The following is a 21,077-nucleotide window of genomic DNA, read 5'->3' as shown; positions in this document are numbered from 1 at the left end:
CCGTCGTCGAGGAAGACGTGGACGTGGCGGGACAGGTGCTATTTCGGGGCATGTGCCGGCCGATGCTCGGGGTGGACCCAGCTGGGCTTGCGGTACTTGAGGAAGGCCGCGGGCGCCAGGACGCCGAGCGCGAGGAGGCCGCCGCCGACGATCAGCAGATAGCGCCAGAGCGGCCCCTTCCCGAACTGGTCGGGCGGCACGAAGCCGATGGCCAGCGCGGCGAGCGACGCGACGAAGCCGACGGACGCGACGAGCGTCACGGCGGGGACCACGAAGCCGCGGGGCACCTCCGGATGCGACTTCCGGAGCCGTACGACGGCCACGAACATCAGGAGGTACGCGATGAGGTAGATCTGCACGGTGATGACGGAGAACATCCAGTACGCGCTGGAGACGTCGTCGCTGAAGGCGTAGAGGACACCGATCAGCGTGGTGACGACCCCCTGCGCGACCATGATGTTCCGCGGGACGCCCGCCTTGTTGAACTTCTGCAGCACGGGCGGCAGATAGCCCTCCTGGCGCGCGAGCGTCACCAGGCCCTTGGCGGGTCCCGCGAGCCAGGTGAGCATGCCGCCGAGCGCGGCCATGACCAGCATGATTCCGACGATCTTCGTCATCCAGCCGACGTGGAAGTGGTCGAAGAAGGCCTGGAACGCCTGCATCAGACCGGCGGTGAGGCTCAGTTCCTCCGACGGCATGACCCAGCTGATGGCCAGGGCCGGAAGGATGAAGATCAGCAGGACGAGGCCGGTGGCGAGGAAGATCGAACGCGGGTACTCGGCGCGGGGGTGGCGCAGCGACGACACGTGGACGCCGTTCATCTCCATGCCCGCGTAGGACAGGAAGTTGTTGACGATGAGGACGAGGCTGGCGAGTCCGGTCCACGGGGGCAGCCAGTGGTCGGTGCTCATCGGCGCGGCGGAGGCGTTGCCCTGCCCCAGGAAGACGATGCCGAGGACGACGAGGACGACACCGGGAATGAGAGTGCCGATGACGAGCCCCAGGGAGGAGAGCCCGGCGACCGTCCTGGTCCCCCGGCAGGTGATCCAGACGCCCGTCCAGTAGATGACGACGATGACGATCGCTACGTAGAGGCCGTTTTCGGCGAGGCTCGGATGGACGACGTACGCGAACGTCGAGGCGACGTAGGCGAGCAGGCTCGGGTAGTACGCGATGGTCATGGCGAACTGGCACCACACGGCGACGAACCCGAGCGGCTTGCCCAGTGCCTCGCTCACCCAGCGGTAGATGCCGCCGGACCACCCGGAGGCGAGCTCGGCGCCGACGAGGGCGGTGGGGAGCAGGAAGACCACGGCGGGCAGGAGGTAGAGGAAGACGGCGGCCAGTCCGTAGATGGCCATCGAGGGCGAGGGGCGCAGACTGGCCACGGACGCGGTGGTCATCAGGGCGAGCGTCACCCAGGAGATGAACTGTCGCGGAATCGCGGGGTCCGGTTCCGGCAGGGTCCCTGTACGGGTCTGTCCCGGTTCGTCCTTGTTCGTCATGCGCTCATGATCGTCCGAGCGACGGGGGCCCGCATGTCGCCGTATACCCGGCGGGGGTAGGGTCGCCCTATGGCGAGGACGAGGAGCGGCACGGGGTGCGGGCAGTTGCTGCTGCTCGTCGCGCTGCTCTTCGGGATCGTCACCATGCACACGCTGGGGCATCCGTCGGGAGGGTCCGGCGGGTCCGTCGGGTCCGGTGGGTCCGTCGGGTCCGGTGGGTCCGGCGGGAGGCATGGGGGTGGCGGTCACGTGGCCGGTGAGCTCCGGCCCGGGGGCCGGCACATGGACCCTGTCATCGCGAACCACCACGGCGACCGCGTCGTCGACGTGGCCGCGACCCCGGCCGGTCCCGCGCCCGAACCGCACGGCGGCGGCGGGATGGCGATGGACCCTCTGTCCGTGTGCATGGCGGTCCTCGGCGCCTTCACCCTCATCCTGCTGCTGCGGGCCGGCCTGCTGCGGCCCGGCGGGGCTCTCGCCCATCTGCCCGCACCCGGGCGGCTCCTCCACACCCTGCGGCCCAACCCGCCGCCGCCCCGGATACTCCTCTCCCGTCTGTCGGTGCTGCGCATTTAGGCCTGCGCACCGGCTGCTTCGCGCTGCCCGCCGAACTCGTGGTGCTCCCGTGTTCCTGTGGGGCCCCGCGGGTGTCGAGCGGTGCGCCGGAAGCGGCAGATGCGCCCATCTGCACGCACCATCACGACGAGGTGTCACCCAGCCATGCGTAACGAAGCTTCTCCGTACGACCCGTCACGATCCGTTGCCTCCCGACGCTCCGTTCCCTCCCGGCGTTCCGTGCTCGGCGCCGTGGCCGCCGTCGCCGGGACGGGGATCCTGACGGCCTGTTCCGACACCGATCCGGGCGGCGGCCACGGCAGTCACGGCCAGGGCGGCGCGTCCGGGCCCGAGGGCTATGTGGACCCGGCGGGCAAGGAGGTCGCGGCCGCCGAGAAGAAGCGCGGCAGGGGCGGCCGCACCCGCGAGGTGAGGCTGACGGCCCTGGAGACCGAGCTCGACCTGGGCGGCCCCACGGTCAGGACGTGGGCGTACGGGGACAGCATCCCCGGCAAGGAGGTCCGCGTCACCGCCGGCGACACCCTCGCCCTCACCCTCGCCAACCACCTCCCGCAGGCCACGTCCCTGCACTGGCACGGCATCGCCCTGCGCAACGACATGGACGGCGTCCCCGGCCTCACCCAACGGAACATCAAGCCGGGAGCGGACTTCACCTACCGCTTCGCGGTGCCGCACCCGGGGACGTACTGGTTCCATCCGCACTCCGGCACCCAGCAGGACCGCGGCCTGTACGCACCTTTGATCGTCGAGGACCCGAGGGAACCGCTGAAGTACGACAAGGAGTGGGTGATCGTCCTCGACGACTGGGTCGACGGAGTGGACGGCTCGACCCCGGACGGCGTGCTCGCGGAGCTGAGCAAGGGCATGGCCGACCACGACATGGGCGACGAGGACTCCGGAGGGCACGGCAGCCACGGCGGACATGGCGGGCACGGCGGCCACGGCGTGCCCGACTCAGCACCCTCCAGCCCGTCCGGCCCCTCCAGCCCGTCCGGCCCCTCCCGCATGATGATGGGCGCCACGAGCGGCCTGCTGGGCGGTGACGCGGGCGATGTCGCCTACCCGCACTACCTCATCAACGGCCGTACGGCCGGGGCGCCTTCGCAGTTCCGCGCCCGCCCCGGCGACCGCATCCGCCTGCGCATCATCAACGCGGGCGGGGACACCGCCTTCCGCGTGGCGCTGGGCGGCCACGAGATGACGGTGACGCACACGGACGGCTTCCCGGTGCGGCACGCGAAGACGGAGGCGCTGCTCCTCGGCATGGGCGAGCGGTACGACGTGCTGGTCACCGCCGAGGACGGTGTCTTCCCGCTGACGGCGGTGGCCGAGGGCAAGAAGGCGGCGGCGCTGGCGGTGCTGCGCACGGGCGGCGGGGCCGCGCCGACGGCGTCGACCCGTCCCGAGGAGTTGAAGGGCCGCCTCCTGACGGCGGACAAGCTGCGCGCACACGAGTCCGTGGCCCTGCCCTCCCGCAAGCCGGACCGCACGGTCGGGCTGCGGCTGACGGGCGGCATGGCCACGTACGACTGGGCCTTCGACGGGAAGCCCTACTCCCCCGGCCGGCGCCACCCCGTCCGCGCGGGCGAGCGGGTCCGCCTGGCCTTCACCAACTCGACGTCGATGTGGCATCCCGTGCACCTCCACGGCCACACCTTCGCCCTGGTCGGCACGGCGGACGGCCCCCGCAAGGACACCGCGATCATCCTGCCGAACGGCACCCTGACGGTGGACTTCGAGGCGGACAACCCGGGCCTGTGGATGATCCACTGCCACAACGTGTACCACGCGGAGGCAGGAATGATGACGGTCCTCGGCTACCGCACCTGACGGGCAGCTCCGCGGGCCGGCCACCGCCACTCCAATGGGGGCGTCAGCCGCAGGCGCCCCCGCCACAGCACCAGCACCAGCAGATGCGCAACGGCCTCGGTACCGCCGCCCTCGTGCTCGGCATCATCGGTGTGCTGTGCGGGCTGGTTCCGCTGCTGTTCTGGGCGGCGGGCGTGCTCGCCGTACTCGCGCTGGTCTTCGGCTTCGTCGGCATCGGCCGGGCCCGCAGGGGCCAGGCCACCAACAGAGGCGCGGCGCCCGGCAAGCAGTCCGTCGCCACCTACGCCGTCAGTCTCCCGGCCGACGCCGCGCGCACGCTGGAGGTGCAGGTCGAGCCCGGCTTCCTCCGGTACGACAGCGCCACCTGGTCCGGAAGCGCCGGGTGAGCTGGTCGGCTCGTCGCCCCGGCCCGCCCCACAGGGCATCGCGTCGCTCTGACGATTACACTGGTTCCGTGCCTCAACTACGCCTCGCTCTGAATCAGATCGACTCGACCGTCGGCGATCTCGCCGGGAACGCCGAGGCGATCCTCCACTGGACCCGGCACTCCGCCGAGCAGGGGGCGCATCTTGTCGCGTTCCCCGAGATGGTGCTGACCGGCTACCCCGTCGAGGACCTCGCGCTGCGTTCGTCCTTCGTCCAGGCCTCGCGGGAGGCGCTGAGCGCGCTCGCCGTGCGGCTGCGGGACGAGGGGTTCGGGGAGCTGCCGGTCGTCGTCGGCTATCTCGACCGCACCGAGGAGGCCAAGCCGAAGTTCGGCCAGCCCGCGGGGGCGCCGCGCAACGCGGGCGCCGTGCTGTACCGCGGTGAGTGCGTCCTCACCTACTCCAAGCACCACCTTCCCAACTACGGCGTCTTCGACGAGTTCCGCTACTTCGTGCCGGGCGAGACGCTGCCGGTCGTGCGCGTGCACGGCGTCGACGTGGCGCTCGCCATCTGCGAGGACCTCTGGCAGGACGGCGGCCGCGTGCCGGCGACCCGCAGCGCGGGGGCGGGCCTGCTGCTCTCCATCAACGCCTCGCCGTACGAGCAGAACAAGGACGACCAGCGCCTCGAACTCGTCCGCAAGCGCGCGCAGGAGGCCGGCTGCACCACCGCGTATCTCGCGATGATCGGCGGTCAGGACGAGCTGGTCTTCGACGGCGACTCGATCGTCGTCGACAAGGACGGCGAGGTCATCGCCCGCGCCCCGCAGTTCTCCGAGGGATGCGTCGTGCTCGACCTGGAGCTGCCGGCCGCCGCGCCCGTGCCGCCGTCCGGTGTCGTGGACGACGGGCTGCGCATCGAGCACGTCACCCTCTCCGAGGAGCCGATTCCCGCGTACGAGGCCGAGCTGACCGGCGGGTACGCCGAGCGGCTCGACGACGACGAGGAGGTGTACTCGGCGCTCGTCGTGGGCCTGCGCGCGTACGCCGCGAAGAACGGCTTCAGCAGCGTCCTGATCGGCCTCTCCGGCGGCATCGACTCGGCGCTCACCGCCGCCATCGCCTGCGACGCGCTGGGCGCGCAGAACGTGTACGGCGTCGCCATGCCGTCCCGCTACTCCTCGGACCACTCCATCGGCGACGCGGAGGAGCTGGCGCGGCGCACCGGGCTCAACTTCCGGACCGTGCCGATCGCACCGATGTTCGACGCGTACATGGGTTCGCTCGGGCTCACCGGGCTCGCCGAGGAGAACCTCCAGTCGCGGCTGCGCGGCACGATGCTGATGGCGCTCTCCAACCAGGAGGGGCACATCGTGCTCGCGCCGGGCAACAAGTCCGAGCTCGCGGTGGGCTATTCGACGCTCTACGGAGACTCCGTCGGCGCGTACGGCCCCATCAAGGACGTCTACAAGACGGCGATCTTCCGGCTCGCCGAGTGGCGCAACCGCTCGGCGCGGGAGCGGGGGCAGACGCCGCCGATCCCGGAGAACTCCATCAGCAAGCCGCCGAGCGCGGAGCTCAGGCCGGACCAGGTCGACACGGACTCGCTGCCGGACTACCCCGTACTGGACGGGATCCTGGAGCTGTACGTCGACCGGGACAAGGGCGCCGACGCGATCGTGGCCGCGGGCTACGACCGGGAGCTGGTCGTCAAGACGCTGCGCATGGTGGACACCGCGGAGTACAAGCGGCGGCAGTACCCGCCGGGGACGAAGATCTCCGCGAAGGGCTTCGGCAAGGACCGCCGGCTGCCCATCACCAACCGCTGGCGCGAGTCCGCCGCCGGCTGAGGACACGGTTCCGCGGGGCGCCCGGAGGGTTCGGCGGGCGCCCCGCGGATCAGGGGGTCAGGGGGCGGAGGGGGTCAGTGGTGGACTCAGTGGTGGACCCGTTCGCGGTCCAGGGACGAAGCCACCACCCGCTCCGTGCCCGGCACGGGCCCCCGGCGGAGATCCACCAGGTACGCCACCCCGGCCACCGCGACGCCGAGGACGGCGAGGACCGCGCCCGTCACCGCCGGTGAGGTCACGCCGAAGCCCGCCGCGAGGGCGAGGCCGCCGATCCAGGCGCCGCCCGCGTTGGCGAGGTTGAACGCCCCCTGGTTGGCGGAGGAGGCCAGGGACGGGGCCGCCGACGCCTTCTCCATGACCATGAGCTGCAAGGGCGAGCCCGTCGTGAACGCCGCCATGCCGAGCAGGGCGACGCCGATGGCCGCGCTCCACCCGGCGCTCATGAGCAGCGGAAAGAGGGCGAGGACGACGGCCAGCGCCGTGAGTCCGCCGAAGAGCGTGCCGCGCAGGGAGTGGTCCGCGAGGCGCCCGCCCAGCAGGTTGCCCGCCGTCGCGCCCACGCCGAACAGCGCGAGGAGCAGCGTGACGCTGGACTCGGCGTAGCCGGCCGCGTCCGTGAGCATCGGCGTGATGTAGCTGTACGCCGCGAAGAGCGCCCCGAAGCCCGCGACGGTCGTGCCGAGCGCCAGCCACACCGGGAGGCTGCGCAGCGCCCGCAGCTCGCCGCGCAGGCCGGCCGCGTCGCCGTGGCCGTGGTCGGCCGGGACCAGGAGGGCGAGCGCGGCGATGGCCGCGAGCCCGATGGCGCTCACCGCGAGGAACGTGGCGCGCCAGCCGAGCTGCTGCCCCATGGCCGTGGCGACGGGCACGCCCACGATGTTGGCGACGGTGAGGCCGAGGAACATCAGGGAGACCGAGCGGGCCTTGCGCTCGGGGGCGACGAGGCCGGTGGCGACGACCGCGCCGACGCCGAAGAACGCCCCGTGCGGGAGCCCGCTGAGGAAGCGGGCGGCCATCAGCAGGTGGTAGTCGGGGGCGGCCGCCGACAGCGCGTTGCCGACCACGAAGAGCACCATCAGGCCGATCAGGACGCGGCGGCGCGGCAGTTTCGCGGTGACGGCGGCGAGCAGCGGGGCGCCGATGACCACGCCGAGCGCGTACGCGGAGACGAGGTGTCCTGCGGTGGGGATGGACAGGTGCAGGTCGTCGGCGACGTTGGGCAGCAGGCCCATCATCACGAACTCGGTGGTGCCGATGCCGAAGGCGCCCACGGCGAGGGCGAGCAGGGCCAGGGGCATGAAGAAGTACCTTCCACGGGAGCTGGGGGCGGTGCGAGGGGTGTGAAGAAAGGGGAATCCGTAAGTTTACGTACGGAACAAAGTCGCGCGCCCCGAGTATTCCGTGAGATCGCAGCCGTGCGGTCACATGCGCACCACGCGGACGTTACGACGAGAGGTCGACCCGTGCCGCGATCGGCAGGTGGTCGCTGCCCGTCTCCGGCAGCGTCCAGGAGGAGACCGGCTCGACGCCCTTGACCATGATCTGGTCGATGCGGGCCATCGGGAACGACGCGGGCCAGCTGAAGCCGAAGCCGTCGCCCGCCGCGCCCTGCGTGGACCGCATCTGCGAGGTGACCGCGTTCAGGGCACGGTCGTTCATCGTGCCGTTGAGGTCGCCGAGCAGGACGACCTTGCCGAGCTTCTCGTCGGCGATGGCCTCGCCGAGCGCGTCGGCGCTGTTGTCGCGCTGGTTGGCGGTGAAGCCGGCGTCGAGCTTCACGCGGACCGAGGGCAGGTGTGCGACGTAGACGCCGACGTCACCCTTGGGGGTGTTGACCGTCGCGCGCATCGCGCGCACCCAGCCCAGCTTGATGTCCACGGGCCTGGCGTCGGTCAGCGGGTACTTGCTCCACAGGCCGACGGTGCCCTTCACCGAGTGGTACTTGTACTCACCCGCCAGCGCCTTCTCGTACGTGGGCACGGCGTCCGCGGTGAGCTCCTCCAGGGCGATGACGTCGGCGCCGGACGAGGCGACGTCCTGAGCGGTGCCGGTCGGGTCGGGGTTGTCCGCGTTCACGTTGTGCGTGGCCACGGTCAGGTCGCCGCCCGTGCCCGACTTGCCGGTGATCAGGCCGCCGAAGGAGTTGAGCCAGATGATGCCGGGCAGCAGCAGGGCGATCAGCGCGGTGGCGGACTTGCGGACCACCGCGAGGACCAGCAGCACCGGGACGAAGAGGCCGAGCCACGGCAGGAAGGTCTCGGTCAGACTGCCGAGGTTGCCCACGTTGTTGGGGATCTGCGCGTGGAAGAGCATCACCAGCGCGATGAGGACCGCGGCCCCCGCCGTGACCAGGCCGCGCCGCCAGATGCCCGGGTCGCCCCGCCAGCCCTCGAGCAGGCGGCGGAACCGGGACCCCGGACGCTCGGGGCCCGAGCCGCCGCTGCCCGTCTCCGTCATATACGCCTGCGCCATGCTCTCGTCGCCTCACTGACTGCCGTACACACCGTCTGTCCCGCCCCTGAAACACTAGGCGATGATCCGGTGTCGTCCCTGCCGCCCACGACGGCCGTACTGGCACGAGGACGATCGGGGCGGCGCGCGGGGTTCCTGATCCGCCGGGGTGAGCGTCGTCTGTGACGAAATGCGCATAACCCTGTGGGCGCTGACGGCGCCCGGCGGGCCGTCTCACTCCGTGGGCCGCAGCCCTTGCAGGACGGTGTCGACGATCCGCTCCGGGAGGTTGTCGTCGAGCGGCGCGCCCTGCCGCAGGATCGTGCGGAGCAGCATGGGGCCCACGAAGAGGTCGTTGGCCATCTCCACGTCGGTGTCCGCGCGCAGCTCACCGTCGGCGACGCCCCGCCGCAGCACGTCGAGGACCATGCGGCGGCGGGGTGCGACGACCGTCTCCTGGTACGCCTCCCAGAGCTTGGGCAGGGCTTTCATCTGGGCGAAGACGTTGTGCAGCAGGGCGGACGAGCGCATGCCGAGGCCGCGCCGGCGCAGGCCCTCCAGGATGCAGACGAGGTCGTCGCGCATCGAGGTGCCTGGCAGTTCGGGGTCCGGCTCCTCGAAGGCGCGCATGACGTCGACGAAGAGGGCCTCCTTGCCGTCCCAGCGCCGGTAGATGGTGGCCTTGCCGACGCCGGCCGTGCGGGCGATCCGCTCGATGGACAGCTCGGGGAGCGGGACGCCGTCCTCCAGGAGCCGTACGACGCCCTCGATGATCGCCTGTTCCACGGCCTCGCTCCTGGGCCGCCCACGGCCGCCCTTGACGAGGGGCACGCCCTTCGCGATGTCACCGTCGTCCGCGACCCGCACGCCCTGGTGCATCACGTCGTCTCTCCGCTCTCTCCGCGCCGCTCTCCGGGCCGATTCTGCCTCAGCGCCCCGCGGCGCCCACCGGCTCGTCCTCCTTCTGCGACGGGCCGGGCTCCGGGGGCGTACGCCCCGGCAGGAAGAGGAAGACGACCAGCGCGCCGAGCACGGCGACGCCCGCGCCCCACACCGCCGTGACGTGCATGGCGTGCAGGAAGGAGTCGTTGGCCGCGGTCACCAGGGGCTCGCCCTTCGGGCCGAGCTTCGCCGCGATGCCGAGGGTCGCCTCGATGGACTCGCCCGCGGTGTGCCGGGCCCCTTCGGGGAGCACGGCCAGCTCGTCCTCGACCCCGTTCCGGTACGCCGTGGAGAGCACGGAGCCGAGGACCGCGATGCCGAGGGCGCCGCCGACCTGCCGGAAGGTGTTGCTGAGCGCGGACGCCGAGCCGGCCTTCTCGCGCGGCAGGGCCTGCATGATCACGACGCTGGTGGGCGTCATGATGTGCGCCATGCCGGTGCCCATCAGGAAGAAGACGACTTCCAGGAGCCAGATCGGCGTGTCGGAGTCGAAGAGCGTGAAGGCGGTCAGGGTCGCCGCCACCAGGAGAAGTCCGCCGGTGCACACGGCCCGTACGCCGAAACGGTCCACGACGAGGCGGGCGCGCGGCGCGAAGAGGAGCTGGGCGACGGCGAGGGGCAGCATCAGGAGGCCGGTCTGCAGCGGCGAGTAGCCGCGCACGCTCTGGGTGTAGAAGACCGAGAAGAAGGTCACGCCCATCAGCGCGAAGAAGACGAGCGCGATGGCGCAGATCGCCGCGGAGAACACCCGGTTCTTGAAATAGGTGACGTCTACGGAGGGGTGGTCGCTGCGCTTCTCGTGCAGCACGAAGGCGACGAGGACGGCGAGGCCCGCGACGACCGTGCCGAGGACGGTGGGGTCGGTGAAGTCGGCGAGCTGGCCGCCCTTGATGATGCCGTAGACGAGCAGCACCAGGCCGACGACGGAGAGCGCGACTCCGAAGAGGTCGATCCGGCCGGGCGAGGGGTCGCGGGAATCGGGCACCAGCCAGACCATCAGCGCCAGGGCGATGAGCACGATCGGTACGTTGACGAGGAAGACCGAGCCCCACCAGAAGTGGTCGAGCAGCACGCCGCCGGTGATGGGTCCGATGGCGATGGCGAGGCCGACGCCGCCGGCCCAGATGCCGATGGCCTTGGGCTGTTCGTCGCGTTCGAAGACGTTCATGAGGACGGCGAGGGTGGCCGGCATCACGAAGGCCGCGCCGAGACCCATGACGGCCCGGAAGGCGATGAGCTGGAGGGGCGAGCCGGACATCGCGGCGAGCGCCGACCCGATGCCGAAGACGACGAGGCCGCCGAGCAGGACCTTCTTGCGGCCGAGCCGGTCGCCGAGCAGGCCCGCCGTGAAGAGCAGGCCCGCGAAGACGAGCGTGTAGGCGTTGATCGCCCACTCGAGCTCGCTCTGGGTGGCGCCGAGGCCGGTCGGTTCGGGGGTGGAGATCGTCTTGATGGCGACGTTCAGGATCGAGTTGTCGAGGACGACGATCAGCAGGCTGAGCATCAGAACCCCGAGGATCGCCCACCGGCGCCGGTGGACGGCTTCCGGTACGCGGGACGGGATGGGCATGACAGGGGAAGACATGCCCATCACCCTAAGACCATTTCGATACGAGACCGTCTCGTATTGGAATGTCTTGCCGAACGGTATAGCCCCGCTTTACCCGATCGGCATTACCTGACCCCGCACTAGCCCCGGAGCGGCACGTGGTGCCACCATGGAGGTGATCCGGGGACGCCGTCAGGGCGCCTCGAGATGACAGAAGGAGCCGTTGCGATGACGCAGCTTTCGGCTGCCCAGAAGAGCGCCGACGCCCCGCAGAGCCCCGACAGCAGCAAGGCGCTGTACGGCGGCAAGGGCACCCGGCGCATCACTGTGCGCGACATCACCGCCGCCAAGGAACGCGGCGAGAAGTGGCCCATGCTGACCGCCTACGACGCGATGACCGCGTCCGTCTTCGACGAGGCGGGCATCCCCGTCATGCTCGTCGGCGACTCGGCGGGCAACTGCCACCTCGGGTACGAGACGACCGTGCCCGTCACCCTCGACGAGATGACCATGCTGTCGGCCGCGGTCGTACGGGGCACTTCGCGCGCCCTGATCGTCGGCGACCTGCCGTTCGGCTCGTACCAGGAGGGCGCCGTCCAGGCGCTCCGCTCGGCGACGCGCCTCGTGAAGGAGGCGGGCGTCGGCGCGGTGAAGCTGGAGGGCGGCGAACGCTCCCTGGCACAGACCGAGCTGCTGGTCCAGTCCGGCATCCCCGTCATGTCCCACCTGGGCCTGACCCCGCAGTCCGTGAACACCATGGGCTACCGGGTGCAGGGCCGCGGCGACGAGGCCGCGCACCGCCTCCTCAACGACGCGAAGGCGGCGCAGGACGCGGGCGCGTTCGCGGTCGTCCTGGAGCTGGTCCCCGCGGAGCTCGCCGCCGAGGTCACCCGCTCCCTGCACATCCCGACCGTCGGGATCGGAGCGGGCACCGAGTGCGACGCCCAGGTCCTGGTCTGGACGGACATGATGGGCCTGACCGGCGGAAAGATGCCGCGCTTCGTCAAGCAGTACGCGGAGCTGCGGAACGTCATGGCCGGCGCGGCCAAGGCGTTCGCCGAGGACGTCGTGGGCGGCGCGTTCCCGGCGCCGGAGCACGCGGTCCACTGAGGCCGTGGCGGCGGACCACTCCTTTGCCGTCCGCCGCCCTGAGACCATCGCGGCACCATGGCAGCCCGCCGATTCCCCCGTCGGCGGGCTGCCTTTTCTCGCCCCTGGGCGGTGGGGTGGGGGCTCGGGTGCCCCGGGGCGGTGGGGTGCGCTCGGGTGCCCCGGGGCGGTGGGGTGGGCTCGGGTGCCCCGGGGCGGGCGGGGCCTCTCTCGTACCGCCCGGGGGCCGGGGGGTGGGCGGGCTCTCTCTCGTACCGCCCGGGGCCCGGGGCGGGCGGGCTCTCTCTCGTACCGCCCGGGGCCCGGGGCGGGCGGGCTCTCTCTCGTACCGCCCGGGGCCCGGGGGCGGGCGGGCTCTCTCTCGTACCGCCCGGGGCCCGGGGGGGGACGGGCACCTCTCGTACCGCGCCCCGCGGACCCGGGGGCCCCTCTCGTACCGCCGCCCCACGGGCCTCGGGGGGTGTGGGCCCCTCGTACCGCCCGAGGCCCGCGGGGCGGGCCCCTCTCGTACCGCCGCTCCGCGGCGGATCTTTCCCACCCACCCACCCGTTTGCCCCGCACCGAATGGCCGGGGCCCAGTGCCGCCCGCTACGCGGCGGACCACCCCCGCCCGCCCGTTTGCCCCACACAGGGGCGGGCAGGCTGGGCCCCTACTGTGCCGTTCGGTGCGGGGTGAACGGGCGGGTGGGAGGGAAGCATCCGGCGCGAAGCGGCGGGACAGGCAAACACCCCACCAGGCCCAGAGGAGCAGGCAGAGCCGGCCCCTACAGGCCCGTTCGGTGCCGGGTGAACGGGCGGGTGGGTGGGAGGCATCCGGCGCCCACCCACCAGGCCCAGGGGAGCAGGCAGGGCCGGCTCCTACAGTCCCGTTCGGTGCCGGGTGAACGGGCGGGTGGGAGGGAGGCATCCGCCGCGAAGCGGCGGGACAGACAAGCACCCCACCAGGCCCAGGGGGACAGGCAGGGCCGGCTCCTACAGTCCCGTTCGGTGCCGGGTGAACGGGCGGGTGGGTGGGAGGCATCCGGCGCGAAGCGGCGGGACAGGCAAGCCCCCACCGGCCCCAGGGGCAGGCAGAGCCCCTACAGCCCCGTTCGGTGCCGGGTGAACGGGTGGGTGGGTGGGAGGCATCCGGCGCGGAGCGGCGGGATAGGGATGCCCCCACCGGGCCGCGGGTGAAAGCGAGCCCCCAGCCCCCAGGACGCCGCCCGCCTGTCGGCGGGATGTCGGTGGTTTGTCGGTGGCGTCTGACACCTTGTGGGCATGACGCGAATCGACATGAACCCCGACGGCGCAGGGAGCGCGGTCACCGTAAGGGGACTGGTCAAGCACTACGGCGAGACCAAAGCTCTGGACGGCGTGGACCTGGACGTACGCGAGGGCACCGTCCTCGGCGTGCTCGGCCCCAACGGCGCCGGCAAGACCACCCTCGTACGCTGCCTCTCCACCCTGATCACCCCGGACGCGGGCTCCGCCCTCGTCGCCGGGTACGACGTGGTCCGCCAGCCCCGCCAGCTCCGCCGCGTGATAGGCCTCACCGGCCAGTACGCGTCGGTGGACGAGAAGCTGTCCGGCCGCGAGAACCTCTACATGATCGGGCGGCTGCTCGACCTGTCCCGCAAGGAGGCCAGGTCCCGCGCCGACGGTCTGCTTGAGCGGTTCTCGCTCACCGAGGCCGCCAAGCGCCCTGCGAACACGTACTCCGGCGGTATGCGCCGCCGCCTCGACCTCGCCGCGTCGATGATCGGCAGCCCGGCCGTCCTGTACCTGGACGAGCCGACGACCGGGCTCGACCCCCGCACCCGTAACGAGGTGTGGGCCGAGGTCAGGCGCATGGTCGGCGACGGCGTGACCGTGCTGCTCACCACTCAGTACATGGAGGAGGCCGAGCAGTTGGCCTCCGAGCTGACGGTCATCGACCGCGGCAAGGTCATCGCCAACGGCGGCATCGACGAGCTGAAGGCGAAGGTCGGCGGCCGCACCCTGCGTGTCCGCCCGGCCGACCCGCTGGAGCTGGGCCCGCTGGCGAACGCCCTCGACGACCTGGGTCTGACGGGCCTCGCCACTTCGACGGTCGACGCCGAGACCGGCACGGTCCTCGTCCCGATCCTCAGCGACGAGCAGCTGACGGCCGTGGTCGGCGCGGTCACCGCGCGCGGCATCACGATCGGCTCGATAGCCACCGAACTGCCCAGCCTGGACGAGGTGTTCCTGTCCATCACCGGCCAGAAGGCCAGTGCCCCGCAGGACGCCCGTCCGTCCGAGAACGAGCTCGAGGAGGTCGCCGTATGAGCGCCACCACACTCACGGCCCCCCTCGACAAGACGGGGGAGGCGGACGCCCGCATCGGCCTGCGCGGCCACGTCCGCCACACCGGCGCCCTGGTCCGCCGCAACCTGCTGTGGATCAGACAGGACCCGGAGTCGATGTTCGACGCCGTCCTGATGCCGATCGTCTTCACGCTCCTGTTCGTGTACGTGTTCGGCGGCTCGATCGGGCAGGCGCTCGGCGGCGGCCAGGACCAGTACGTGCAGTACGTGGTCCCGGGCATGATGGCGATGATGAGCATGAACATCGCCATGGCCGTCGGCACCGGCTTCAACCAGGACTTCCAGAACGGCATCATGGACCGCTTCCGGACCCTGCCGATCGGTCAGGGCTCGGTGCTCTTCGCCAAGATCGTGGTGGAGCTGATGCGGCTGCTCATCGCGACGACGATCATGATGATCGTCGGCGTCCTGGTGGGCTTCGACATCACGAACTGGGGCGGACTGCTCGCCTCCGTGGGCCTCTCCGCGCTCTTCGGCACGTCGATCATGTGGATCTTCCTGGTCCTCGGCGTCTCCATGAAGAGCGCCCAGTCGGTGCAGGCGATGGGCTTCCTGGTCCTGATGCCGCTGCAGTTCGGCTCGTCGATCTTCGCGCCGACGAAGTCGATGCCGGGCTGGCTGCAGGGCTTCACCGACTACAACCCGCTGTCCTCGCTCGCGGACTCCGCGCGCGGCCTGATGGTCGGCGGCCCCGTCGCGCACGACGTGTGGGTGACGGTCGGCTGGTCGGTGGCGCTCACCCTGGTGATGGCGCCGATCGCGATCCACAAGTTCCGCACGAAGAACTGACCCCCGGGTCACCGGGCGGCCGAGTCACCGGGCGGCCGAGTCACCGGGCGGCCGGGGCACCGGGGCACCGGGCGGCCGGGTCATTCGGCCCACGCGGTGCACAGGGCGGCGGCCTCCTCCAGGGAGAGGCCGCCGCCCTTCGCGTACGCCGATTCGTACGCGTCGTCCCCGAGCGCGGCGCGGGACCACTCCTCCGCGCCCCCACGGATCTCCCGTTCCATCGTGTTCGCGAAGTGCCGGGGCGGCAGTTCCCGGTCGGCGACCGCGAGGAGCCGCGCGGCGTCGTGCGCGCGGACGCCGTCGCCGTATCCGGCCAGGGCCATGGCGACGATCGACAGATGGACGGAGACCATCTGCGGGGCGACCATCCGCGACAGCGGGTCGAGGGCCTTCTCGAAGGCCGTCCGTCCCCCGGCGGCGCTCTCGGCGTACCGCCCCTCCAGCGCGTCGAGCCAGGCCGTGACGCCGAGCACGGAGCTGTCGAAGACCGCGTAGCCGATGCCATTGAACTCCAGGCGCAGCAGCCGCAGTTGCTCGCGCGCCTCGGCGGTGCGGCGGACGCGGCCCAGCGCGCAGGCGAGGAAGAGCCGGGCGGCGGGCATGGCCTCGCCCGCGTGGTGGCGGCCGGGGTTGGCGAGGACCTCCCGCAGGAGCGCCTCGCCCCGGTCGAAGAGGTCCCGCCGCTCCGGCGAGTCCGTCAGGATCGAGCCGAGCCGGGCCTTGAGCAGGGCCACCTGGCTCTGGGCGCCGAGCTGTTCGGCGTACTCGACGGCGGCCTCGTAGTCCTCGGCGGCCGCCGCGAACTCGCCGCGCCGCTCCCGCGATTCGCCGCGCGCGGACAGCGCCTCGGCGATACCCCACACGTCGCCGATCCGCCGGAACCCGCGCAGCGCCTCGTCCGCGTCGCGGATGGCGTCGCCCGTCCAGTCGGAGCGGTTGGCGAGGATGTTGGCGCGCAACTGGAGGGCGGCGGCGAGCTCCCAGTCGTAGCCGAAGGCGCGGCAGGCGGCGACCGTCTCGTCGAGGGTGACGCGCAGCAGCTCCATGTCGCCGCTCAGCAGTACGGCGTAGAACCAGAGGTTGCCGGGTGTCCGGCAGGTCTGCGGGAGGCCGGGCCGGTAGGCGTGCCTGATGGCGGCCAGCTTCTGCTCCGCCTCCGGCGACTGCCAGTCCAGCAGGTCCATCTCCATGCAGGAGAGGTGGAGCAGATGAGCGCCGCGGCGGGCCTCCACCAAGATGTCGGGGCTCATCGGCGGGGGCGCCGCGGTGCACGACTCGTGGAGCGGGGGCGCGAGGGCGACGGGCGGGGCGAAGGGGTCGGGGCCGAGGGCCATGACGTCGCGGGACCAGTTGCGGGTCTCCATGCGCATGCCGCGCATCTGCCAGTACCAGGAGAGGGACAGGACGAGGCAGAGTGCCTCCTGTTCGTCCCGTGCGGCGAGCGCGTGCCGCAGTGCGGTGCGCAGATTCTCGTACTCCTCCTCCAGCCGCTCCGTCGCCGCGTGCTGGCCGCGGCCGCGCAGCTCGGGGTCAGTGGTCCTGGCGACCTCGCGGTAGTGCACGAGGTGCGCCCGCTCGGCCGCGGCCCGGTCGCCCGCCTCGTCGAGCCGTTCGCCCGCGTACTCCGCGACGGTCTCCAGGAGCCGATAGCGCATGCCGCCGCCGTACGTCGCCGAAGGGGCCGCGACCACAAGGGACTTGTCGACGAGGGAGCCCAGCGGTCCTGCGACGTCGTCCGTGCTCCCGGCGGTCGCGCAGACCTCCTCCGCCGCGGTCAGATCGCAGCCGCCCGCGAAGACGGAGAGCCGGCGCAGCACGGTCCGCTCGGCCTCGTCAAGGAGGTCCCAGGACCAGTCGACGACGGCCCGCAGCGTCTGCTGGCGGGGCAGGACGGTGCGGGCGCCGTTGGTGAGCAGCCGGAAGCGGTCGTCGAGGCGGTCGGCGATCTGGCGCGGGCTGAGCATCCGCAGGCGGGCGGCGGCCAGTTCGATGGCGAGCGGCAGTCCGTCGAGACGGCGGCAGATCTCGGCGACGGCCGCCGGGTCCCCGTCCACGGTGAACCCGGGCCGTGCGGCGGCGCCGCGCTCGGCGAACAGCCGCACCGCCACCGGCTCGGGCAGCGGCTCGACGGGCCGCAGCAACTCGCCCGGTACGCCCAGGGGTTCACGGCTCGTGGCCAGCACGGTCAGTCCGGGGCAGCGGGCGAGCAGCTCGTCGGCGAGGCGGGCGGCCGCCCCTATGACGTGCTCGCAGTTGTCGAGGACGATCAGCATGCGTCGCGCGGCGCAGTGTTCGACGAGGCGGGCGAGGGGGTCCTCGCCGTGCCGCTCGGAGATGGCGCGCAGCTCCTCGGCGCCGGCGCCGCGCAGCACGGTCTCGCGGGCGCCGAGCGCGGTGAGGACGGCGGCGGGGACGTCCGCGGGGTCCTCGACCGGCGCGAGCTCGGCGAGCCACACGCCGTCGGGTACGCCCGCGGCGACGGCCTCGGCGGCCTCCTGGGACAGCCGGGTCTTTCCGGCGCCGCCGGGCCCGAGGAGGGTGACGAGCCGGGCGTGCGCGAGGTCGCCCCGCAGTGCGTCGATGTCGGCCTCGCGCCCGACGAACGAGGTGAGCCTGGCCCGCAGATTCCCGGCCGCACGGGCCCGCACCGGGGCAGGAGCGGCCACGCCGCGCAGCAACTCCTCGTGCAGGGCGATGAGTTCGGGCCCGGGGTCGGCCCCGAGCCGCTCGGCCAGGGCACGCCGCACACCGTCGTACGCTGCGAGGGCCTCCGCCGCACGTCCCGCGTCCCGCAGCGCCCGCAGCCGCAGGGCCTGCAGCGGTTCGTCGAGGGGATGCGCGTCGCAGAGTCCGGTGAGTTCGGGCAGGACGCGCTCCCCCTCACCGAGGGCGAGGGCCGCGGTCATCCTGGCGCGGTGGGCATCGAGGTGGCGCGCCCGCCAGCGGGCGGCGTCGGCCGTGCGCTCCGGCAGGTCGGCGAGGGGCTCACCGGTCCACAGGGCGAGCGCGTCGTCCAGTACGGAGGCGGCCTTCGCCGCGTCGCCGTCGGCCAGGGCGCGCCCGCCTTCGCCCACCAGCCGGTCGAACCGGAACACGTCGACGTCGTCGGGGCGCGCGCCGAGCCGGTAGCCGCCGTCGACCGACACGACGGCATCCGCGCCGAGGGCCCTGCGGAGCCGGCCCACCAACGCCTGCAGCGCACCCACCGCGTCCGCGGGCGGCTCACCGGCCCACACCTCGTCGACCAGGGCCGGGGCGGGGACGGGGCGGCCCGCGTGGAGGGCGAGCGCGGTCAGGAGGGCGCGCAGGCGGGCGCCGCCGACGGGAACGGGGGTTCCGTCGGGACGGACAGCTCGGGTCGGCCCCAGGACGCGGTATCGCACGAGGCCATTGTCCCTTGGTGGCGATGGCCGGCGGGCGGGGGCTTCACGAGCGGGGCAGTTTCCGTCCGGCCCGGGCGCCCTGGCCCTCGCTGGTCACCGTGACGGACGCCGCATCCTCATCGCCGTCCCACCAGTCGGCGAACACCTTCCCGAGGGCGTCGACGTTCTTCCGGGTCTCCTTGTCCTTGAACGGCCGGTGGAAGCACGACCTGATCGTCAGCGGCGGCGACTTCACCGACAACCCCTGGGCCGACGACACCACCGTGCGCTGGTCGGACGGCAGCTGACCCTCTGCGCCGACGGGAACGCCTCCGGCGTCGGCACGGAGAACCAGCTCGTGGCACCTGCGTAACAACTCGTGGCACCTGCGTCGCAAGGGGCGGAGCCCTTTTGAGCGCGGGGCACGAGGGGCGGCGGCAACCTCACGGTGCCGCCGCCCCTCTTCCCCGTCGGACAACCGGACGGAGACCACATCATGAAGCGCGCCCTCGCATCCGCGGCGGCCCTCTGCCTCACCCTGACGGCATGCAGCGGCACGCGGCCCCCGGACAAGCCCGCGCCGGAGCCCCACCACCGCCTTCTGGAACAGTTCCGCTCCTGGGCGCGCGACGCCGGCGAGTCCCGCACGGCACGCCACGCGCAGGCTCTCCACACGGTCGAAGTCACCGACACCGATACCGACACGTACGACTACGACGTGGAGCTGAGGACCGACCTCCCCGCGAAGTCGGCCGAGGCCGAGGAACTCGCGGAGCTCTTCCGCACCTGGTGGGACGGCGACGACGGCGACGGCACCGTACGGGACTTCGTCCTGCTCGACGCGCGCGGGAACCGCGTCGACGACCACCTGTTCCCCACACTCGGCAACGGCGGCTACGACGTCACGCACTACGCCCTGACCCTCGACTACGCCCCGGACGCCAACCGGCTCACCGGCACCGCGGTGATCACCGCGAGGGCCACCCGGGACTTGCCCCGCTTCACCCTGGACCTGGCGGGCCTGAACGTGCGCCACGCCACAACAGACGGCACCGAGGCCCGCGTCAGCAGAGCGAAGAACAAACTGACACTCACCCCCGCCCGAACGATCGGCAAGGGGAAGACCTTCAGAACCACCGTCCGGTACGACGGGGTGCCCCGGATGCTCACGGCGAGCGACGGCGGCAACGAGGGCTGGATCGAGACGGACGACGGCGTGGCGGCGCTCGGCGAGCCCACCGGCTCCATGACGTGGTTCCCCGGCAACCACCACCCGTCCGACAAGGCGACGTACGACATCGACGTCACCGTGCCGTCCGACTACACCGCGGTCAGCAACGGAACGCTGCGCGAGACGCGCCGGCACGGCAAGCGCACCACGTTCCGCTGGCGCAACCCCGAACCCATGGCGAGCTACGCCGCGACCGTCGTCACCGGCGTCTTCGACGTCTCCACCGGCACGACGGACGACGGCCTGCCCGTCTACACGGCCGTGGACCCCGACGAGGCGGACGGCCCGGTCGACGTCCCCGACCTGGTGCCCGAAGTCGTCGACTGGGCAGCCGACCGCTTCGGCCCCTACCCCTTCTCCTCCACCGGCGCCGTCGTCGACCACCTGCCCGACCTCCGCTACGCCCTGGAGACCCAGACCAAGCCGTACTTCGAGGAGGCCCCGGACACCCTCCTGGTCGTCCACGAACTGGCCCACCAGTGGTTCGGCAACTCCGTCACGCCTCGCGCCTGGCAGGACATGTGGCTGAACGAGGGCTTCGCGACGTACGCCGAGTGGCTGTGGGACGAGGAGCACGGGGGCCGCAGCGCCCAGGAGACCTTCGACTCCTTCTACGACGGCACGCACGGGGAGAGCGAGGGCATCTGGGACTTCCCGCCCGCCGACCCGCCGACCGCCACCAAGGTCTCGGACCCGTCGGTGTACGGCAGGGGCGCCATGACCCTGCACCAGCTGCGCAAGAAGGTGGGCGACCCCACCTTCTTCGCCATCCTGCGGGCCTGGACACGTGAGCACCGGCACGGGAACGCCGACACGGAGCAGTTCATCGCACTGTGCGAGCAGAAGTCGGGCCAGGACCTCTCGGACCTGTTCACCACGTGGCTCTTCTCCCCGTCCAAGCCGCCCGCCACCTGAACCAGCCGCGCGCCGCCGCCGCCTTCCGGGGGTAGGGGCACCAAGCCCGCCGCTCCGCGGCGGATGTATCCCACCCACCCACCCGTTCGCCCCGCGACGCAGCTGCCAAGTAGGAGCAGGGGGGCGGCCGCCACCGGGTCGCAGTCGCGCAACCGGCCCGAGGGGACGTGGGGGTATGTGCGCACGGAGCACCGAGGAAACATTGGCGTCTTTGGACTTGAGGCGTGACGCAGGGATAGCGAGTACGTACATACCCCCGCGGCCCCGCCCCACAG

14 protein-coding genes and 1 pseudogene are annotated in these 21,077 nt (G+C 72.1%); 9 read left to right on the top strand and 6 right to left on the bottom strand.

Annotation, left to right across the window (positions count from 1 at the left end; translation table 11 throughout):
• Positions 1–38 precede the first annotated feature (38 nt).
• Positions 39–1,505 (bottom strand): APC family permease, encoded by a 1,467-nt coding sequence (locus tag AB0N81_RS06745; RefSeq protein ID WP_365356278.1) that lies wholly within the window; start codon positions 1,503–1,505, stop codon positions 39–41.
• Between the two features lie 69 nt (positions 1,506–1,574).
• Here AB0N81_RS06745 and AB0N81_RS06740 point away from each other — a divergent pair, with 69 nt between their 5' ends.
• The 4 genes and pseudogenes from AB0N81_RS06740 to AB0N81_RS06725 all read left to right on the top strand — a co-directional run bounded on the left by AB0N81_RS06740 (position 1,575) and on the right by AB0N81_RS06725 (position 6,126).
• Complete coding sequence (locus tag AB0N81_RS06740; RefSeq protein WP_365356277.1) at positions 1,575–2,081, top strand: hypothetical protein; 507 nt, start codon at positions 1,575–1,577, stop codon at positions 2,079–2,081.
• A gap of 144 nt (positions 2,082–2,225) precedes the next feature.
• Positions 2,226–3,911 carry a multicopper oxidase family protein gene (locus AB0N81_RS06735; RefSeq protein ID WP_365356275.1) on the top strand — a complete coding sequence of 562 codons (1,686 nt, stop codon included), beginning with the start codon at positions 2,226–2,228 and terminating at the stop codon, positions 3,909–3,911.
• Positions 3,908–4,162 (top strand): annotated as a pseudogene (locus AB0N81_RS06730) (hypothetical protein); the annotation flags it as partial. The gene AB0N81_RS06735 and the pseudogene AB0N81_RS06730, both read left to right, overlap by 4 nt.
• Before the next feature lie 203 nt (positions 4,163–4,365).
• Positions 4,366–6,126: an NAD+ synthase gene (locus AB0N81_RS06725; protein WP_365356274.1), complete on the top strand. Its 1,761-nt coding sequence runs from the start codon at positions 4,366–4,368 to the stop codon at positions 6,124–6,126.
• A gap of 86 nt (positions 6,127–6,212) precedes the next feature.
• On the opposite strand, the gene AB0N81_RS06720 is transcribed toward AB0N81_RS06725, so the two are convergent.
• From AB0N81_RS06720 to AB0N81_RS06705, 4 genes are all read right to left on the bottom strand, one after another.
• Positions 6,213–7,424, bottom strand: a complete 1,212-nt coding sequence (locus AB0N81_RS06720) for an MFS transporter (RefSeq protein WP_365356272.1) — start codon at positions 7,422–7,424, stop codon at positions 6,213–6,215.
• 145 nt (positions 7,425–7,569) lie between these two features.
• The gene (locus AB0N81_RS06715) at positions 7,570–8,598 is read right to left on the bottom strand and encodes an endonuclease/exonuclease/phosphatase family protein (RefSeq protein ID WP_365356270.1); all 1,029 of its coding nucleotides are present in this window, start codon (positions 8,596–8,598) and stop codon (positions 7,570–7,572) included.
• 213 nt (positions 8,599–8,811) lie between these two features.
• Positions 8,812–9,459, bottom strand: coding sequence for a TetR/AcrR family transcriptional regulator (locus tag AB0N81_RS06710; protein WP_365356269.1), 648 nt, complete (start codon positions 9,457–9,459; stop codon positions 8,812–8,814).
• 46 nt (positions 9,460–9,505) lie between these two features.
• Positions 9,506–11,104: an MFS transporter gene (locus AB0N81_RS06705; protein WP_365356267.1), complete on the bottom strand. Its 1,599-nt coding sequence runs from the start codon at positions 11,102–11,104 to the stop codon at positions 9,506–9,508.
• A gap of 192 nt (positions 11,105–11,296) precedes the next feature.
• Between AB0N81_RS06705 and panB the strand changes: the two genes are divergently transcribed.
• The 3 genes from panB to AB0N81_RS06690 all read left to right on the top strand — a co-directional run bounded on the left by panB (position 11,297) and on the right by AB0N81_RS06690 (position 15,294).
• Positions 11,297–12,178, top strand: coding sequence for a 3-methyl-2-oxobutanoate hydroxymethyltransferase (panB, locus tag AB0N81_RS06700; protein WP_365356266.1), 882 nt, complete (start codon positions 11,297–11,299; stop codon positions 12,176–12,178).
• A gap of 1,260 nt (positions 12,179–13,438) precedes the next feature.
• Positions 13,439–14,467 (top strand): ATP-binding cassette domain-containing protein, encoded by a 1,029-nt coding sequence (locus AB0N81_RS06695; RefSeq protein WP_365356265.1) that lies wholly within the window; start codon positions 13,439–13,441, stop codon positions 14,465–14,467.
• Positions 14,464–15,294, top strand: a complete 831-nt coding sequence (locus tag AB0N81_RS06690; protein ID WP_365356264.1) for an ABC transporter permease — start codon at positions 14,464–14,466, stop codon at positions 15,292–15,294. Before AB0N81_RS06695 ends, AB0N81_RS06690 begins: the two co-directional genes overlap by 4 nt.
• 80 nt (positions 15,295–15,374) lie before the next feature.
• Here AB0N81_RS06690 and AB0N81_RS06685 read toward each other — a convergent pair whose 3' ends face one another.
• Positions 15,375–18,677 (bottom strand): BTAD domain-containing putative transcriptional regulator, encoded by a 3,303-nt coding sequence (locus tag AB0N81_RS06685; protein ID WP_365356262.1) that lies wholly within the window; start codon positions 18,675–18,677, stop codon positions 15,375–15,377.
• Positions 18,678–18,775: 98 nt separating this feature from the next.
• On the opposite strand from AB0N81_RS06685, the gene AB0N81_RS06680 reads away from it, so the two are divergent.
• Together AB0N81_RS06680 and AB0N81_RS06675 are read left to right on the top strand one after the other, a co-directional pair.
• A complete protein-coding gene (locus AB0N81_RS06680; protein WP_365356261.1) occupies positions 18,776–18,964 on the top strand; it encodes a hypothetical protein in 189 nt (62 codons plus the stop codon).
• 188 nt (positions 18,965–19,152) lie between these two features.
• A complete protein-coding gene (locus tag AB0N81_RS06675; protein ID WP_365356259.1) occupies positions 19,153–20,802 on the top strand; it encodes a M1 family metallopeptidase in 1,650 nt (549 codons plus the stop codon).
• The last annotated feature ends 275 nt before the right edge of the window (positions 20,803–21,077 follow it).

This window comes from Streptomyces sp. NPDC093510 (assembly GCF_040683555.1).
Taxonomy (GTDB): Bacteria; Actinomycetota; Actinomycetes; order Streptomycetales; family Streptomycetaceae; genus Streptomyces.
This window is presented reverse-complemented; position numbering and strand designations above follow the sequence as displayed.

Coding starts and splice junctions, on each gene's coding strand:
- AB0N81_RS06745 (WP_365356278.1), bottom strand. CDS start 1,505: ATGACGAACAAGGACGAACCGGGACAGACCCGTACAGGGACCCTGCCG.
- AB0N81_RS06740 (WP_365356277.1), top strand. CDS start 1,575: ATGGCGAGGACGAGGAGCGGCACGGGGTGCGGGCAGTTGCTGCTGCTC.
- AB0N81_RS06735 (WP_365356275.1), top strand. CDS start 2,226: ATGCGTAACGAAGCTTCTCCGTACGACCCGTCACGATCCGTTGCCTCC.
- AB0N81_RS06720 (WP_365356272.1), bottom strand. CDS start 7,424: ATGCCCCTGGCCCTGCTCGCCCTCGCCGTGGGCGCCTTCGGCATCGGC.
- AB0N81_RS06715 (WP_365356270.1), bottom strand. CDS start 8,598: ATGGCGCAGGCGTATATGACGGAGACGGGCAGCGGCGGCTCGGGCCCC.
- AB0N81_RS06705 (WP_365356267.1), bottom strand. CDS start 11,104: ATGTCTTCCCCTGTCATGCCCATCCCGTCCCGCGTACCGGAAGCCGTC.
- panB (WP_365356266.1), top strand. CDS start 11,297: ATGACGCAGCTTTCGGCTGCCCAGAAGAGCGCCGACGCCCCGCAGAGC.
- AB0N81_RS06695 (WP_365356265.1), top strand. CDS start 13,439: ATGACGCGAATCGACATGAACCCCGACGGCGCAGGGAGCGCGGTCACC.
- AB0N81_RS06690 (WP_365356264.1), top strand. CDS start 14,464: ATGAGCGCCACCACACTCACGGCCCCCCTCGACAAGACGGGGGAGGCG.
- AB0N81_RS06675 (WP_365356259.1), top strand. CDS start 19,153: ATGAAGCGCGCCCTCGCATCCGCGGCGGCCCTCTGCCTCACCCTGACG.